This window comes from Promicromonospora sp. CA-289599 (assembly GCF_050936155.1).
In the GTDB taxonomy this organism is placed as follows: Bacteria; Actinomycetota; Actinomycetes; order Actinomycetales; family Cellulomonadaceae; genus Promicromonospora.
This window is the reverse complement of sequence record NZ_JBNJNI010000001.1, coordinates 5,548,489-5,564,989: the sequence shown is the minus strand read 5'-3', so window position 1 is coordinate 5,564,989 and position 16,501 is coordinate 5,548,489. Positions and strand designations below refer to the sequence as shown.

The window sequence follows — 16,501 nt, the reverse complement described above, 5'->3', positions numbered from 1 at the left end:
CCGGGAGTTTATGGGCAGGGTCTGACATGCCCGCCCGGCTCGGCCGCTCGACCCGCCGGCCGTTCGGCCGGTGTCAGCGGTCCCTGGCACACTGGCGGCCATGACCCTTCCGGACGTCGCCCCCACCCCGACCGCCACCGCGCTCGACGTGCTGCGTGACGTCTTCGGGTACGACGCCTTCCGTGGCGAGCAGCAGGACATCATCGACACCGTCGCCGACGGCGGAGATGCCCTCGTGCTCATGCCGACGGGCGGCGGCAAGTCGCTGTGCTACCAGATCCCGGCGCTCGTCCGGCGCGGCACCGGCGTGGTGATCTCGCCGCTGATCGCGCTCATGCAGGACCAGGTGGACGCACTGGACGCGCTCGGCGTCCGGGCCGGCTTCCTCAACTCCACGCAGGACCCGGGCCAGCGTCGCGCGGTGGAGCAGGCCTACCGCTCGGGCGAGCTCGATCTGCTGTACCTGGCCCCGGAACGGCTCGGCGTCGAGTCCACGGCGCGGCTGCTCGACCAGGGCACCATCGCCCTGTTCGCGATCGACGAGGCGCACTGCGTGTCCCAGTGGGGCCACGACTTCCGGCCCGACTACCTGCGCCTGAGCGAGCTGGCCGAACGCTGGCCGGGCGTCCCGCGCATCGCGCTGACCGCGACGGCCACCCACCAGACCCGCGAGGAGATCGCCACCCGCCTCGGGCTGACCAAGGCCAGGCACTTCGTCGCGAGCTTCGACCGCCCCAACATCACCTACCGCGTCGCACCGAAGGACAACCCGGGCAAGCAGCTGCTGGACCTGCTGCGCACCGAGCACCCCGGCGACGCCGGGATCGTCTACTGCCTGTCGCGCGCCTCGGTGGAGAAGACGGCTCAGCAGCTGACCGACCAGGGCATCCGTGCCCTGCCCTACCACGCGGGCCTCCCCGCGCACGTACGGTCGGCCAACCAGTCGACGTTCCTGCGCGAGGACGGCGTCATCATGGTCGCGACCATCGCGTTCGGCATGGGCATCGACAAGCCCGACGTCCGGTTCGTCGCCCACCTCGACCTCCCCAAGTCGGTCGAGGGGTACTACCAGGAGACCGGGCGTGCCGGACGCGACGGCCTGCCGTCCACGGCGTGGCTCGCGTACGGGCTGGCCGACGTCGTGCAGCAGCGCAAGATGATCGCCGAGTCCGACGGCGACCTCGCGCACCGGCGCAAGCTCTCGGCGCACCTCGACGCGATGCTCGCGCTGTGCGAGACCGTCGAGTGCCGCCGCGCCCAGTTGCTGCGCTACTTCGGCCAGAGCCATCCGGGCAGCTGCGGCGCCTGCGACACGTGCCAGAACCCGCCCGAGGCCTGGGACGGGACGGTCCCGGCGCAGATGCTGCTGTCCGCGGTGTTCCGCCTGGACCGCGAGCGCAACCAGCGTTTCGGTGTGGGGCACGTGGTCGACATCCTGCGGGGAAAGTCCACGCCGAAGATCACGCAGTGGGGGCACGACAGCCTCACCGTGTTCGGTGTCGGCGAGGACCTGTCCGACGGCGAGTGGCGGTCCGTGGCGCGCCAGCTCCTGGCCCAGGGGCTGCTGGAGGTGGACTCGAACCACGGCACGCTCGTGCTCACGGAGGCGAGCTCGGAGGTACTGGGCCGGAAGCGCGAGGTGCGGATGCGGCGTGACCCGGCCCCGACGGCGCGTACCGCACGCAAGCCCGTGCGTTCCGGCGGCGCACGCCCGGAGGCAGCCCCGCTGTCGGACGTCGACCAGCCGGTCTTCGAGCGCCTGCGGGCCTGGCGTGCCGCGGCTGCCAAGGAGCAGGGGGTGCCGGCCTACGTCGTGTTCCACGACGCGACGCTGCGCGCGGTGGTCGCCGAGCGCCCGGCGGACCTGGATGCGCTGAGCGGGATCAGCGGCGTCGGCCAGGCGAAGCTGGAGCGCTACGGGGAGGGGATCCTGGCGGCGCTGCACGCCTCCGACTGACGCTCCGGCGGCAATCCCATGGCCATAGCCGCCCGGCGGACCTACGCTGGTCGTGTCCCCCAGTCCTACGACGACGTAGCGGTGGCACACCATGACCTGGAACTTCCTCCCACGTCCGGCGCGCGAGCCCGACCCGCTGGTGACGCTGCGCCTGCAGATCCGGCTCGGGGAGCTCGCGGCCGAGCTGCGCCGCGTCGAGGAGGACCCCGACGTCTACGCGCGGGCCCACCACTGGTTCGCCGTCCAGGGCGCCTACGACGCGCTGCTGCGCGAGGCGTGCCAGCTCGCGGGGCTGCCCACCGAGACGGCACCGCTGCGCGCGGACGAGCGCACCGCGGCGGGCGAGCGCCTGCGAGAGGAGCTGGAGCTCAGCTCGCGCGGCTGGTCCTGGTAAGAGCGCCTAGGGTCAGGGCATGTTTCCCTGGCTCGAGATCGCCGGGTGGACCGGCTCCATCCTCGTCGTGCTCTCTCTCACGCAGGCGCGCGTGCTCCGCTTCCGCTGGCTCAACCTCATCGGCTCGCTCGTCGCGACCGCCTACAACGCGATAGTGGGCATCTGGCCGTTCGCCGCCATGAACGCCGCGATCAGCCTCATCAACATCTACTGGTTGTGGCGCCTGAACCGGGAGCGCCACGACGCCGCGGTGTACGAGGTGATCGAGGTGGCGCCCGACGACGCGTACCTGCTGCACGTGCTCCGCACCCACGCCGCGGACATCGCGAGCGTCGCACCGGGGTTCGTGGCGCTGCCCGGGCCTGGTGAAGAGCGTTCGGCGTTCCTGGTGCAGCGCGGTGACGAGACCGTCGGGGTCGTGGAGGTGCGCGACGCCGGGGACGGCACAGGCGTCGTCGACCTCGACTGGGTGACCAAGCGGTTCCGTGACTTCACGCCCGGCGAGTTCGTGTACCGGCGCAGCGGGATCTTCGCGGCGAAGGGTTTCCGGCGTGTCATGGTGCCGCGTGCCGGGCCCGGGGAGCTCGCGTACCTGCGGAGCGTGGGCTTCCGTCCCGAGGGCCCTGCGGACGGGGCGTGGGTGCGCGAGGTCGTGGTGGAGGGTGGGCGCTGATCTCAGTGCGCGTCGCCCGTCATTCCGGACGGCGTCGGAACCGGAGGGAACGTGACCGCCAAGGGGTGCGGCACCGCGATCGCGCGGTCAGGCTTCCCGGACCCGGCGGGCATCGCACCTTCCGGCATCCACACCAGCGCCGGGTGCGCGGGCACGTCGCCGGCACGATCCCTGAGCCAGGCGGCGCCCTCCTGCGCCCACGTGAACCCAGGCCGGCCGAGGGCGGCACGGTAGATCTCGCCCGCGCGGACGGGGTGCCGTTCCGCGAGGTCCCGGAGTGCGAAGTCGGGGACGCGCCTCGCGTCCAGGACCTCGGACACGTGGTCCGCGGTCGCCGGGCTGATCGGCGACGTCGAGCCGTGCAGGTCCGCGAGCATCCCGTAGCCGGGCCCGAGCACACGTAGCCCGTGGACCGGGTGGTGCACGGGGTACCACGTCCCGCCGTCTGGCTTCTCCTGGTCCAGCGCCTCGCGGAGGTCGCAGAGGTCGCGCTCCAGCGGCAGGCTCGACCACCAGGTCTCCCAGATGCCCGACGTCTCCCACAGCCGGTCGAGGTCCTCGACGAGCCGGGAGCCGGCCCTGGCCACGCCCTGCCCACCGAACAGGCGCAGGAACTCCTGGTGCTCCGCCGCGAGGGCCACCCGTGCCTGCTCGAGGATCGCGGGGTTGCGGAACGGCAGCGCCGGTGCGTCCCGGACCAGCTCGGCCATCAGGCCGAGCATCGCCTTCCGCTCCCCCGGCGCGTACAGGTCGACGGCACCCACCAGCATCCAGAGCTCACCGACCGGGAGTGCGTGCCCGGCCAGGAACCGCCCGGTCCGCAGGTCCGCACGGGGCAGCGGAGCCTTGGGGTCGACGTGCAGCGTGTACTCCAGGTCGTCGCCGAGGCAGCGTGCCCGCACCCCGCTGCCGGCGCGGCGCGTGATCTCGAAGACGGCGTGGACACCGCCGGCACGCCATGCGTCGAGCAGTCCCCGGTCCCGGCCGGTCGCTTCCGCGGACCAGTCGGCGTAGCGGTCGATCAGGCGCATCCCCAGCGGTGGGGCGTCGAAGACGATCTGTGCCGTCGCGAGGGCCCGTGCGCGACCCGCGCCATGATGCCCGCACAGGGTGCCGCCGTCATGATGCCCGGTCATCGCAGCAACGCGGCGGAAGTTGGCGGCAGTGCGCTCGCCGAACGGCGGGCTGGTCGCGTACTCCAGCAGCCTCGCGTACAGCTCGGACGCGTGCCTCAGTGCGGATGCGGTCGTCTCAGATGTGGTCGTCTCTTCGAAGTCCATACGAACATGATCCGACACCATCATTGCCAAACAGCCTCTTCATCCACAGTTCTATAGGAAACCCCCGAGCCCCCGGTCGCCGAATCCGCAGTCGCTGAGAATGCCGCGCCGGATCAGGCGGCATCGGCGACCCAGTAGGGTGCGGCTCGTCGATGCTCACGCCGGCGGGCGGGAACGCCGTCGGGCACGAAGGGAAACGTCAGGGTGTACGACCAGGTCACGTCGCGTCGGCGCATGCCGGTGGCACTGCTCGTGTGGGTGCTCGCCGTCCTGCTGGGGCTCGCGGCGGTGATCGGCACGGTGTGGGTCCTGACCCGCGACGTGTCCGACCCGCGGAGCGCGCCCACGCAGAGCCCTGCCCAGGGCACGACGGCGTCCGCGCCGGGCCCGAGCCCGTCCGAGGCCTCCGCCGGCCCGGACCCGTCCGCCACCCCGAGCGCGCCTCCCCCGGAGCCGACGGTCGTCGCGGTGCAGGGCGCCGCGTCCGGCCGGTGTCTCGACGTGCCCGGGGGTACCGCCGTCGACGGAGCCGCCCTGCAGATCTACGACTGCAACGGCAGCGCGGCCCAGCAGTGGACGGTGTCCGGCTCCGGGGAGCTGCGCGCTCTCGGATCGATGTGCGTGGACGACCAGAGCGGCGGGGCGCCCGGTGCCGCCGTCGCCGTCTGGACCTGCCACGGCGGAGCCAACCAGCAGTGGGCGCCGCAGGCCGACGGCACCGTGCGCAACGTCGCGACGGGTCTCTGCCTGGACGTCTCAGGGGCGGGCACGGAGAACGCGACGCCCGTCATCGTCTACGACTGCCATGCCGGCGACAACCAGCGATGGTCCGTCTCGGGGTGACCCGGGGTGGCACGCCACCCCGGGTCGGCGGCCGACGTCACACCTGGGACGCCGCGAGCTCCCGCAGCGCCTCGACGACGAGGGCGTGGTCGTCCTGCTGCGCCAGACCGGACACGGTGACGACACCGACGATGCCCACACCCGCGATACGCACCGGGAAGGCTCCGCCGTGCGCGGCGTACTCCTGGAACAGCAGGCCCTGGTCGGCGTTGAAGTCGGTCCCCTTCGCCCTGGCCCGCAGCCCCATCAGGTACGACGACGCCCCGAACCGGTAGACGACCCGCACCTTGCGCTTGATCCAGGAGTCGTTGTCGGGCGTCGTGCCCGGCCGCGCCGCGTGGAACACCTGCTGCGTGCCCTTGCGGATGTCGACGACGACGGGCAGGTCGCGCTCGGTCGCCAGCTCGACGAGCCGGGAGCCCAGGCGCCAGGCCTCCTCGTGGGTGAACGTGGTCAGGACGAGCTCAGCCTCCTGCGCCTCTACCTCGGCGACGGCTGTTTTGACATCCGATTCGGTCATACCCCCATACTGCCCAATATCCGCGAGCAATGAGGGCCTGTCCGAATCGTCCGAAGTGCTCTATACTGCAAGTCCGGGGTCATGAAACGGCTCCAGGTCCGCAGGGGGATCTGGGAGATGACACATGACATCCGTCAATCAGTATCAAGACACCTCCACCAAACACGTTGCCGGTGGCCACGGTCCCGAGAGCGACCGCCCCGGTCAGGTGGACACGCCCGTGTCTCCGGCGCTCCTGGGCGAGGCGATGATCGAACGGGCGAAGACCGTGGTCGTCGTCGCCAGTCGGGTCGACGAGGACCAGGCCGCCCAGATCCTGCTGGACGCCGCCGACAGGGCTCGCATCCCGGTACGCATCGCCGCGGACCAGGTCATGACCGCGCTGCAGGACGGCGACGACCTCCGCGGCGGCATCACACAGGACATGCTGGTGCAGGCCCTCGGCTGCGTGCGGCCCGTCGAGCCCGACCCGAGCAGCGACCCGAGAGACCCGAGAGACGAGGACAACAAGCCGCTGCCCACCGGACCACCGGCCCACCAGGCGGCCTGACGGGCCGGCGTCAGGCAGTCAGGACGTACCGAACTGCGCCGCGACGTGGTAGACCCCGCCGCCCCAGCCATCCTCGGGGAAGGCGTCGGTCACCCTGATGTACACGGCCTTGTCCGAGCCGAGGTGAGGCGTCAGGTCGAGGGTGTGGTCGGCCTTGTTGGAGCTGTCCCTGATCGGCTCGTCCTCGGTCAGCACCGTGGTCCAGCTCTCGCCGTCGGGCCCGACCTGGACGACGTACTGGTTGTCGATGGTCAGGGTCGCCTCGGCCGACGTGGCCTCGGCGGGGAACGGGAACCGGTAGACGAAGTGGCTGGTGCCGTCGGCGAACCGGCTCCCGACGTGGCTCAGCCCGGAGCCGCCCGCGTCCCACAGCCAGGCGAGCTCCTGCGTCGACCCGGCGTCGAAGTCGATGGTGCTCGCCACCTGGATCGTGACCCGGGTGGTGTAGCTGAGCCCGGGCTTCGCGGTGACCGTCACGGTCAGCGGGTAGCTGCCGTCCGCGGTGTTCGCGGGCACCGTGACGTCCAGCGGGATGCTCGCCCGCGCGGGCGTGCCGCCGCCCGGCGGGAGAAGCCGGACCCGGCTCCGGGCCGGGTCCACCGTCCAGCCGTCCGGACCGCCCACCCGCACGTCGGCCCGCACGGACCGGCGCCTCTCCGACGTCGCGGCCACCTCCACCTCGGTCCGCGCCGACGACGTGGCACCGGGGCTCGGCATCACCACCAGCTGCGTCGGCGACATCGTCGCGGACAGCGACCGGCTCGGCGCGTCCTGCGGAGCGTCAGCGATCAGGGCGCTGAGCGCACTGGCCTGGGTGCGCCAGTCGAAGACGTTCGGCGAAGCCGTGGTGCCCGCACCCGACCAGCGCAGGCCGAGCCGCTCGGCGGAGTCGCGGTCGTTCGCCCAGATCGTCTCCGCCTGCTGGTCCACGAACTCCGCGTAGCGCGCGTCGCCGGTGGTATCGGCCAGCTCCGTGAAGTAGCGCATGAAGATGCCCTTGAACTGCTTCTGGTTGTCGTCGCAGGTGCGGCCGAGCGGATCACAGGACTCGGTGAGCACCCCGTCCGTCGTCAGCGCGTCGGACCCGAGCGCCGCGTCGGCCAGCCGCCGCGCGGAGGCGAGCAGCTCGGCGTCACCCGTCGCCCGGTACAGCTCCAGCGCTGCGCCGATGCCGAGGCCCTGGTTGTAGCTCCACACCGTGTCGCGGTTGTTGGCGCAGGCGTCGGTCAGCCCGTCGTTGACCAGTCCCTCGGAGTTGATCAGGCCGCTGGCGACGTACCAGTCCCAGGCCTCCTGGGACCGCCTCAGCCAGGCGGTGTCACCGGGGATGCGGTTGTGCAGCTCGGCGGTCAGCCGGATCCACTGGCCGTTGGTGACGGCGTTCTTGTACGTGCGCTCCTCGTTCCACCAGATCCCGCCGCCGCACGTGCTCGGGTCCCAGAACCCGTGCATGAAGTCGGCGATGGTGCCCGCCATGTCGAGGTACTTCTGGTCACCGGTCAGGTCGTAGGCGGTCACCCAGTTCAGGGCCCACCAGCCGGCGTCGTCGATGGCGCGGCTCGTGAAGTTGCCGTAGATCTCGTCGGTGGAGCGCTCGCCGGCCGGGAACGGTCCCTTGTTGGTCTCGAAGCTGTGGTCCAGCTCGTCCAGATAGCTCCGGTCCCCGGTGCGCTCCATGTAGTCGCCGATGGTCTGCAGGGCGACCGCGGAGTTCCACCAGCTCGAGGGAAACCACGCCTTCTGCTCGTCGTAGGAGTCCAGCAGCACCTCGGTGGCGACCCGGGCACGGGCGACCTCGGCCGAGCCGGCGGCCACCGGAGCCTCAGGGGGCGAGCTCGCCTGGACGACGGCGACCGGCTGGAGGCCGACGACCACGGCGAGAGCGATCAGGACAAGTCGGATCCGACGCAGCATCAGGTGGGCTCCTCCCCCGGGCGCGACGTTGCGTCCCGGATTTTCCCCAAAAACTACATTAGCAAACGGTGCAATGCACCTATCGGTCCGATATCACCCACGGCGGGCATGGCAGGCGGCCGGGGCGAGTGTCAGAGGCTGAGCGTAGAATCGAACACATGTCCGCAGTCACGGGGCTGATCCATAGACTTATGTTCCGATAGTTCAAGAGGTCCACAGTGAAAGGGGGTGTGCCGGCATGGGTGAACAACAGTGCGACGACGGCGCGAGCGGCACGCTGCTGAACGGCATGTCCCGGAACGGCGTCTCCGGCGCCGTCGGCGACGGCTCGGTACCCGCCAAAGCGCCCTTCGGTCATGTGACGCCCGTCGAGGACGCATTCCCTGCCTGGGAGCTCGATGCGGGTGTGGGGTCGGGGCCGGACGAGATGCCGGATCCTGGGCCGGACTGGCCTCCCGACACGATTCCCGTGTTCCTGTGGCCGGAGGAGGTCCTGCGGCAGGCACTGCGGGGTGCGCCGGGCCCAAGGCTGGCGCGGGTGGTGGCCGAGGCGATCGACCTGGCCGGCAACCTCGACCCCCACCCCGAAGCACACGCGGACCCGGGCGTGCCCGGCGGCGCGCTGGGTACGGGCCCGCTGGCCGACCTGTCGGACGACGCCCTGGGCGACCTGATGATCGCGTCCGGCCGGCTGCAGTCCTGGTCCGCAGGCATACAAGCCCGTGTCCTGGCCGAGCGTTCCACGCGCGAGAGTCACCCGCTGGCACACAACTCGCTGGTCGGACAGGTCACCAACGAACTCGTGGTCACCGAGCCCGAGGCGAGCGAGGTCGTGGTCCGGGCCGAGTCCGGCACCCAGCACCCCACCGTCATCCAAGCCCTCCTGGCCGGGCGGATCGACGCACGCAAGGCACACACCCTGCTGCGCTCCGCCGCCCAGCTGACCGTGGCCGAACGCACCGAAGCCATCAACCGGTTCCTGCCCCAGGCACCACGACGGACGTGGAGATGGCTACAGGCCCGGATGCTCGCCTTCGCCAAGAACCGGCACGGCGCCGCCGAGACCACGAACACGGAGACGGCCCGCCGTAGCGTGCACGTGGACCGGGCGGAGAACGACATGGGCTGGCTGTCCGCCTACCTGCCCGCGACCGACGCCGCAGCAGTCTGGGGCGTCGTGGACGACATGGCCCACCAGCTCCGCCACACCACCGGCGAGGACCGCACCCTGAGCCAGCTACGCGCCGACTCCCTGACCGGCATCGTCACCGGCCGCCTCCTACCCGCCGACCGCCTCACCCCCACCGAGACCGACACCAGCACAGGCACCAGCCCGGACGTCGCGGTGATCACCGTGAGCGACACAAGCGCGCAGACCAGCACGGAGGGTTCCGGCGGTGCCGGGGCGCCTGACGCCACGGACGGTTCGGTATGCACCTGCGGCGGCAGGGCGCCCGTCGTGCAGCAGATCGTGCAGGAGATCGTGCGGCCGGTGCGGATCACACCCACCCGCCCGATCGTCCGCGTCACCATCCCCGCCAGCGCCCTGCTCGGCCTGGACGACGCACCTGGACACCTGGCCGGGTTCGGCCCCATCCCCGCCGAGACCGCACGCATCATCGCGCAGGACGCGACCTGGCAACGCCTGCTCACCGACCCCGTCACCGGAATCCTGACCGACTACTCCACCACTACCTACCAACCCGGCAAAGTCCTCCGCGCAGCCGTCGAAGCCAGAGACGAGACCTGCACCTTCGGATGGTGCGACACCGCCGCCACCGGATGCGACCTCGACCACATCCAACCCTTCGACCACCACAAGAACGACGACCCCGTCCGCGACAGCAACAACACAGGTGGTGCTCCCGGGCAGACCCGCGCACAGAACCTGCAACCCCTGTGCCGCAAGCACCACCTGCTCAAGACCCACGCCGGCTGGGGCGTCGTCCGCGACCCCCGGACCGGGATCACCACCTGGACCACACCGACCGGACGCACCCACACCCGGCCACCGACCGTGCTGGACACCCACATCGAGATCGACGAGATCGACCCCGACACCAGCCACGACCTCACCCTGCGCGCCCTGACCGGCCGACACCTACCCCGCCCGGCCAGCTCGGACGGCTCAGGCGGCTCGACCGCCTCTACCCACGCGACGGGCCGAGCTCAACCCGATGAACCCCCGTTCTGAGCGAGCAGCGGTCTCAGCGCGTCGAGCTCCCGGGCACCAGCTCGGTGGGCAGCGTGACCTTGGTGACCTGTCCTGCCTCGCGGAACTGGGCGAGCACGAGGTCCACCGCCTCGTGCCCCATGCGCGACTCGTCCTGCCGGATGTGGGTGAACCGGTAGCGCGCCTTGTCGTAGAACGCGTCGGGGTGGTCGAAGCAGACGATGCCGAGGTCACCGGGGACGGTCCGGCCGGCCCGCTGCGCTGCCTCCCGCAGCAGGACGGCGATGTTGTACTCGGTGGCGACCACGCCCGTCAGGCCGGGGTTGGTGGCGAGGAACTTCTCCAGCTCGGCGATGTCGTCGTCGGGCGCGACGCCGCTCCCGGGGACCGTAGAACGGACCTTGCGGAACTGGTGCGCCGGGTCGAACGGGATATGCCGGGTCGCGTGCGCGGCGACGACGCCGTCGAGCCGGTCCTGCACCGTCGAGACGGTGCTCGACGCCGACACCAGCCCGACGTGGTCGTATCCCGCGGCGAAGAGGACGTCGGCGGCCTGGCGGCCCGCCGAGACGTTGTCGGAGCAGACCGACGACACCGGGACGCCGTCGAACACGCGGTCCAGGATGGCGACCGGGAACGACTGGGTGATCAGCTCCAGCACTGCCGGGGCCACGTACTGCGACGAGCTCGGCTCGAGGATCAGTCCCTGGATGCCGTCGGCCACCAGTGCCCGGACCGTGTCGTCCTCCGCCTCGCGGTTGCCGAGGCTGCGCTTGACCACGAGGTTCGCGACGGTGCTCGACGCGTCGAGCAGTCCGGCCAGCACTCGTGTGCCGAACGTGTCGTCGAAGTCGGTCAGCACGCACCCGATGAGCGGGGTGGGTCCGCCACCGGTGCTGACGGCGGTCGTGGCGGTGTCGCTGACGACGACGGTGCCCAGCCGGGGCCGGCGGGTGATGTAACCGTCGGCGCGCAGCAGGTCCATCGCCCGCTTGAGCGTGATGGCGCTGACCCCCAGCTGCTTGGTCAGCTCCGCCTCTGCGGGCATCCGGTCACCGACACCATAGGTGCCGGCGTGGATGGCGTCGCGGAGCTTCTCGTACACCTCGAGGTAGAGCGGCTGGCTCACTGATGCCCCTTCGCGGATCGGACGTGGCCAATCAGTATGACCAATGAATCCGCCGGTACGTGCGCAGGCCGGCGGTCTCCAGCGCGAGCTCGCAGAACATCGCGTTCGCCCAGGAGAACCACTCGCGCGTGTAGGTGGCGGGGTCGTCCACGTGGAAGGACTCGTGGACCGCGCCCGTCCCCGCGTCGGTCGCCAGGATCAGGTCCAGCAGCTCCCGGCGCTCGTCCGGGTCGGTGGTGGTGAGCCCCTGGATCGCGAGTGCGATGGGCCAGACGTGCCCCTCCGGCGTGTGCGGGCTGCCGATCCCGGACGCCGCCGAACCGCTGTAGTAGTACGGGTTCGCGTCGCTGAGGATCATCGCGCGGGTCGCGGTGTAGAGCGGGTCGTCGGCGGCGCACCAGCCCAGCAGCGGCAGGGACAGCAGGCTCGGCGAGTTGCCGTCGTCAGCCAGGAGCGCTCCCCCGCGCCCGTCGACCTCGTACGCGTACACCGGCTCGCCCGCCGGCCCGGGGACGACGCCGTGCACGCGGATGCCGCGCTCGATGTCCGCCCGCAGCGCGGCGGCGTCTTCGGCCAGGGCGACGTCGTGCAGCACCTCGGACGCGAGCGTGCCGAGGTAGCCGAGCGCCACGACGGCGAAGGCGTTGCCGGGCACGTTGTAGCCGTACCGGCACGCGTCGTCGCTCGGCCGGAAGCCCGCCCACGTCATCCCCGTGAACGCGGCCTCGGGGCCGCGTCCGTCGCGCACCAGGGTGTCGGACGGCGGGCAGTCGGCCCGCTCGAACGTGTACGGGGACGCCTCTTCGTGCCACTGCTCGGTGCGCCACAGGTCGACGACGGTGCGCGCCACCTCGCCGAACCGCGCGAGGTGGTCGGTGCGGCCGGTGATGCGCCACAGGTCATAGGCGAGCTGGACCGGGTAGGCGAGGGAGTCGATCTCGTACTTGCGCTCCCACACCCACGGTGACTGGCCGGTGCCTCGCTCTCCGGTGCGGTCCCGGTGCCCGGCCCCGGTCGGGCCGTCGTTGAACGCGTTGGCGTAGGGGTCGTGCAGGATCGAGTCCTGCTGCCGCCGCGAGACCGCAGCGATCGTGTCGGCCAGCCGGGGGTCGGCGTCCGCGAGGTGCAGGAACGGCGCGAGCTGCGTCGTGGAGTCCCGCAGCCACATCGCCGGGATGTCGCCGGTGATCACGAAGGCCGTGCCGTCCGGGTGCGAGGTGATCGTCCGTGCGAGCGTGTCCGACATGCAGCGGCCGACGGCGTCGGCCACCCGGCTGCCGAGCCGCTCGGCCACCGCGGCGACCAGGCCCGCGAGGACGTCCGGGTCGTACAGGGCGTCGTGCGGGAAGAGTGCGCTGGTCATGATTCTGCCTCCGTGCTGCGGCGACCGGTGTCGCCCGACCTGCCGTGCAGCGTAGGAGGCCATTACACCTACGTCAAAGTATTGCAATAGGTGCAATAAAGAGATCAGTGCACGATGACCGGCTTCACGGTGGTGCCGTGGTGCATGTCGGCGAACGCCTCGTCGAGCTCGGACAGCTTGTACTGCTTGACGAGGCGGCCGAGCGGGAGCCGACCGGCGGCGACGAGGTCGACGAGCTGCGGGACGAGCACCTTCGGGTCGGCGTCGCCCATCGTCACCCCGCTGACCGACTTCCCGGGGAGGATGCCCTGGAAGTCCACGGGGATGTCCGTGCCGGGCGGCGGGGCGCCACAGGTCACCAGGTGCCCCCGAGCGCCGAGCGCCTCGATCGCGGACCGGGCCACTGCGGGCACCCCCGTGGTGTCGAAGGCGTGGGTCAGGCCCGCGCCGCCGGTGAGCTCCGCGATCCGGGCGACGGCGTCCTCCTCCCGGCCGTTGATCGCGTGCGTGGCACCGAGCCCCAGGGCGAGCTCCAGCCGCTCCGGCACGACGTCGACGGCGACGAGCAGGTCGGGCTCGCGCAGCGCGGCGGCCACCACGCCCGACAGGCCGACGGCACCGGCGCCGAACACCGCGACCCGCGCGCCCGCCCGCACGTCCAGCGCGTTCCACACCGATCCGAAGCCCGTCATCACCCCGCACCCGAGCGGGGCGAGGCTTGCCAGGTCGGCGTCGGCGCGCACGACGACGACGTTGCGCTCCTCGGCGATCGCGTGCTGGGCGAACGACGACTGGGCGAAGAAGTGCCCGCCGATCGGCGTGCCGTCGAGCGAGAGGGTCGCCGTCCCGTCCTCGCGAGCCCCGGCGAACAGGTTCCGGGGCAGCCACGTGGCGCAGTAGGCCGGGTGGCCGTCCAGGCACGCCGGGCAGTCCCCGCAGGACGCGTAGCTCAGCACCACCTTGTCCCCGACAGCGATCGCGGTGACCGCCGAGCCCACCTGCTCCACGACTCCCGCGCCCTCGTGACCGACGACTCCCGGAAGCGGGAACGGGATGCCGCCCGCCCACACGCCGAGGTCGGTGTGGCAGACGCCGGTGGCGACCATCCGCACCAGGACCTCCCGCTCGCGCAGGTCGGCGAGCTCGACGTCCCGCACGGTGAACGAGGTCCGGGGCGCGGACAGGACGGCGGCCCTGGTCGTGGTGCTCGTGCCCGTGCTCATGACTGGTCCTCGCCGAGGTCGATCACGACGGACTTGGTGCGCTGGTACGACGCCAGCGCCTCCGGGCCGTACTCCCGCCCCCAGCCGGACGCCTTGACCCCGCCGAACGGCACAGCCGGGTCGAGCACGGCCCAGCCGTTGACCCAGCAGATCCCGGCGTCGAGCCGCTTGGCGACGCGGTGGATGCGCGCGATGTCCGAGCTCTGGATACCGGACGCCAGGCCGTACGCCGTGCCGTTGGCCATCGCGATCGCCTCCTCCTCGGTGTCGAAGGGCTGGACGGTCAGCACCGGCCCGAACACCTCCTCGGCCACGCACTCGGCGTCCGACGACAGGCCCGCCAGGACCGTGGGCCGGTAGTAGAACCCACCGCCCAGGTCCCCGCCCAGATCCGCCTGCTCGCCGCCGCACACCACCTGCGCGCCGTCCTTGCGCGCGGACTCGACCATGGCCGCTACCTTGTCGAGCTGCTTCTGGCTGGCGAGCGGCCCGACGACGGTGGCGTCGTCCGTGATGTCACCGAAGGGCACGCCGGGCACCGCCTGGCCCAGGATGCCGAGCACGGTGTCGTAGATCGGCCGCTCGACGAGCAGGCGCGGCCCGGCCATGCAGAACTGGCCGGCGTTGAAGACGAAGGCGCCGATCACGGTGCCGATCGCCTTGTCGAGGTCGGCGTCGGCGAACAGGATGTTGGCCGCGTTGCCGCCGAGCTCCGCGGTGAACGGCTTGAGGGTGCGCGCGGCGAGCGCCGCGGCGTGCGCGCCCACCTCCGTCGACCCGGTGAACGCGACCTTGTCGACCTGGGGGTGGCCGACGAGGTGGTCGCCCAGGCTCGCGCCCGAGCCCGTGACGACGTTGAGGACGCCGTCCGGGACGCCGGCGTCCTTGAGCACCTGGGCCATGAACAGGGCGCTCAACGGCGTGTCGCCGGCCGGCTTGTGCACCACCGAGTTCCCGGCGACGAGCGCCGGGGCGATCTTGGTCGAGGACAGGATCAGCGGGAAGTTGAAGGGCGTGATCGCGGCGACGACGCCGATCGGCTCCTTGCGGACGTACGCGTGGGCGTTGGCGGGGATCTCCCGGACCGAGCCGTCCAGGTGCTGGCCGAGGCTCGCGGCGTACTCGAACTGCAGGATCGCGTGCTCGACGTCGACGATCCGCGCGAACGTGATCGGCTTGCCGACGTCGTGGCTCTCCAGCTGCGCGAACTCCTCGCGCCGCTCGCGCAGGATCTCGACGGCCTTCAGCAGGACGCGCGACCGCTCGCGGCCGCTCAGCCGCGACCAGACGCCGGAGTCGAACGACTCCCGTGCGGCGGCGACGGCGGCGTCGACGTCGGCCGTCGAGGCCCAGGCCACCGAGGAGATCACCGCGCCCGTGGCCGGGCTGATGACGTCGCGGCGCTCACCGTCGGCCGCCTCGCGCCACTCTCCGCGGATGAAGAGCCGGCCGGGCGGGAACTGGACGCTGCCCGTGACAGCGGTCGGGTTGTCGGTGATGGTCATGACTGCCCTCTCGTCATCGAGAATGTTTCGCGGAGCCGCTCGGCGATGAGTGCGTAGGTGCGCCGGGCGGTGTCGAGGTCGTTCATGTCGTAGCCGTGGTCGACGCCGGGGAGGTCGACGTGGGCGAGCAGGGCGCCCGCCGCGCGCAACCGTCGCGCGTAGGCCACGCCGTCCCCGCGGAGCCGGTCCAGCTCGCAGGTCAGAACCACGGCGGGCGCGATACCGGTCAGGTCGGCGGTGTCGGCGGTGCCCGCCGGGGAGGCGAGGCGGTCCGCGCGCATCGCGGGGTCGGGGATGTAGGCGTTGTCGAAGACGTCGCCCATCCAGGGCTTGATCAGCGGGTTCGTGCCGGCCGCCACCTTGTCGCGGGCATGCGTGACCAGGTCGAGCGGCGGGTAGTGGAGCACCTGGAGCGCGATGCGCGGGCCGCCCTGCTCCAGGGCCTGGCGCGCCACGGCCGCCGCGAGCGCACCGCCCGCGCTCTGTCCGCCGACCGTGAGCCGGCTCGCGTCCCAGCCGTGGGTGTCCGCGTGCTCCGCGACCCACCGCACGACCTCGTAGGCCTGGTGGGGCGGCGCGGGGAACCTGTGCTGCGGCGCGACGGCGTAGTCGACGTTGATCACGACCACCCCCGCCTCGGCGGCGAGGTAGCGGCACAGGGGGTCGTCGAGCTCGACGTCCCGCATGACGTATCCACCGCCGTGGAAGTTCACGTGCACGGGCGGGTTCGCGGCCTCGTCGGCGGATGTGGCGACGGACGGGCCGGCAGGCCGGTAGACGTACGCCCGCGCGGGACCGATCGACGTCGGGACGTCGATCTCGTCGACCTCCGCGCGGCACTCGGGGAACGGCGTCGGCTTGCCGCGCGCGGCCAGCTTGAGGCCGACCGCGGAGAGCCGCTGCATGCCGAGCGCGACCGCGGACGCCACGTGCACGTTGCTGAGTACGGACATCTTTGCCACCTCTCCCAGTGTGTG

14 protein-coding genes are annotated in these 16,501 nt (G+C 71.6%); 6 read left to right on the top strand and 8 right to left on the bottom strand.

Features of this window, described 5'->3' with window-relative positions; all coding sequences use genetic code 11:
* Nucleotides 1-100: 100 nt before the first annotated feature.
* The 3 genes from recQ to ACQEVI_RS24700 all read left to right on the top strand — a co-directional run bounded on the left by recQ (nucleotide 101) and on the right by ACQEVI_RS24700 (nucleotide 3,024).
* A complete protein-coding gene (gene recQ, locus ACQEVI_RS24710) occupies nucleotides 101-1,957 on the top strand; it encodes a DNA helicase RecQ (RefSeq protein ID WP_432904277.1) in 1,857 nt (618 codons plus the stop codon).
* A gap of 91 nt (nucleotides 1,958-2,048) precedes the next feature.
* Nucleotides 2,049-2,351, top strand: a complete 303-nt coding sequence (locus tag ACQEVI_RS24705) for a hypothetical protein (RefSeq protein WP_432904274.1) — start codon at nucleotides 2,049-2,051, stop codon at nucleotides 2,349-2,351.
* A 19-nt stretch (nucleotides 2,352-2,370) separates the two neighbouring features.
* Nucleotides 2,371-3,024 (top strand): hypothetical protein, encoded by a 654-nt coding sequence (locus ACQEVI_RS24700; protein WP_432904272.1) that lies wholly within the window; start codon nucleotides 2,371-2,373, stop codon nucleotides 3,022-3,024.
* Between the two features lie 2 nt (nucleotides 3,025-3,026).
* On the opposite strand, the gene ACQEVI_RS24695 is transcribed toward ACQEVI_RS24700, so the two are convergent.
* Nucleotides 3,027-4,304 carry a hypothetical protein gene (locus tag ACQEVI_RS24695; RefSeq protein ID WP_432904269.1) on the bottom strand — a complete coding sequence of 426 codons (1,278 nt, stop codon included), beginning with the start codon at nucleotides 4,302-4,304 and terminating at the stop codon, nucleotides 3,027-3,029.
* A gap of 204 nt (nucleotides 4,305-4,508) precedes the next feature.
* Here ACQEVI_RS24695 and ACQEVI_RS24690 point away from each other — a divergent pair, with 204 nt between their 5' ends.
* A complete protein-coding gene (locus ACQEVI_RS24690) occupies nucleotides 4,509-5,147 on the top strand; it encodes an RICIN domain-containing protein (RefSeq protein ID WP_432904266.1) in 639 nt (212 codons plus the stop codon).
* Nucleotides 5,148-5,184: 37 nt separating this feature from the next.
* Here ACQEVI_RS24690 and ACQEVI_RS24685 read toward each other — a convergent pair whose 3' ends face one another.
* Nucleotides 5,185-5,667, bottom strand: coding sequence for a heme-degrading domain-containing protein (locus tag ACQEVI_RS24685; RefSeq protein WP_432904263.1), 483 nt, complete (start codon nucleotides 5,665-5,667; stop codon nucleotides 5,185-5,187).
* A 220-nt stretch (nucleotides 5,668-5,887) separates the two neighbouring features.
* On the opposite strand from ACQEVI_RS24685, the gene ACQEVI_RS24680 reads away from it, so the two are divergent.
* Nucleotides 5,888-6,217, top strand: coding sequence for an ANTAR domain-containing protein (locus ACQEVI_RS24680; RefSeq protein WP_432904261.1), 330 nt, complete (start codon nucleotides 5,888-5,890; stop codon nucleotides 6,215-6,217).
* 18 nt (nucleotides 6,218-6,235) lie between these two features.
* On the opposite strand, the gene ACQEVI_RS24675 is transcribed toward ACQEVI_RS24680, so the two are convergent.
* Complete coding sequence (locus ACQEVI_RS24675) at nucleotides 6,236-8,131, bottom strand: glycoside hydrolase family 76 protein (protein ID WP_432904258.1); 1,896 nt, start codon at nucleotides 8,129-8,131, stop codon at nucleotides 6,236-6,238.
* 238 nt (nucleotides 8,132-8,369) lie between these two features.
* Between ACQEVI_RS24675 and ACQEVI_RS24670 the strand changes: the two genes are divergently transcribed.
* On the top strand, nucleotides 8,370-10,325 hold the full coding sequence (locus tag ACQEVI_RS24670) for an HNH endonuclease (protein WP_432904255.1): 1,956 nt from the start codon (nucleotides 8,370-8,372) through the stop codon (nucleotides 10,323-10,325).
* A 13-nt stretch (nucleotides 10,326-10,338) separates the two neighbouring features.
* On the opposite strand, the gene ACQEVI_RS24665 is transcribed toward ACQEVI_RS24670, so the two are convergent.
* The 5 genes from ACQEVI_RS24665 to ACQEVI_RS24645 all read right to left on the bottom strand — a co-directional run bounded on the left by ACQEVI_RS24665 (nucleotide 10,339) and on the right by ACQEVI_RS24645 (nucleotide 16,477).
* Nucleotides 10,339-11,433, bottom strand: a complete 1,095-nt coding sequence (locus tag ACQEVI_RS24665) for a GntR family transcriptional regulator (RefSeq protein WP_432904253.1) — start codon at nucleotides 11,431-11,433, stop codon at nucleotides 10,339-10,341.
* A gap of 31 nt (nucleotides 11,434-11,464) precedes the next feature.
* Complete coding sequence (locus ACQEVI_RS24660) at nucleotides 11,465-12,796, bottom strand: glycoside hydrolase family 125 protein (protein ID WP_432904250.1); 1,332 nt, start codon at nucleotides 12,794-12,796, stop codon at nucleotides 11,465-11,467.
* Between the two features lie 104 nt (nucleotides 12,797-12,900).
* Nucleotides 12,901-14,019 carry an NAD(P)-dependent alcohol dehydrogenase gene (locus ACQEVI_RS24655; protein ID WP_432904247.1) on the bottom strand — a complete coding sequence of 373 codons (1,119 nt, stop codon included), beginning with the start codon at nucleotides 14,017-14,019 and terminating at the stop codon, nucleotides 12,901-12,903.
* Nucleotides 14,016-15,524, bottom strand: coding sequence for an aldehyde dehydrogenase family protein (locus tag ACQEVI_RS24650; protein WP_432904244.1), 1,509 nt, complete (start codon nucleotides 15,522-15,524; stop codon nucleotides 14,016-14,018). Before ACQEVI_RS24650 ends, ACQEVI_RS24655 begins: the two co-directional genes overlap by 4 nt.
* A complete protein-coding gene (locus tag ACQEVI_RS24645) occupies nucleotides 15,521-16,477 on the bottom strand; it encodes an alpha/beta hydrolase (RefSeq protein WP_432904241.1) in 957 nt (318 codons plus the stop codon). Before ACQEVI_RS24645 ends, ACQEVI_RS24650 begins: the two co-directional genes overlap by 4 nt.
* Nucleotides 16,478-16,501 lie beyond the last annotated feature (24 nt).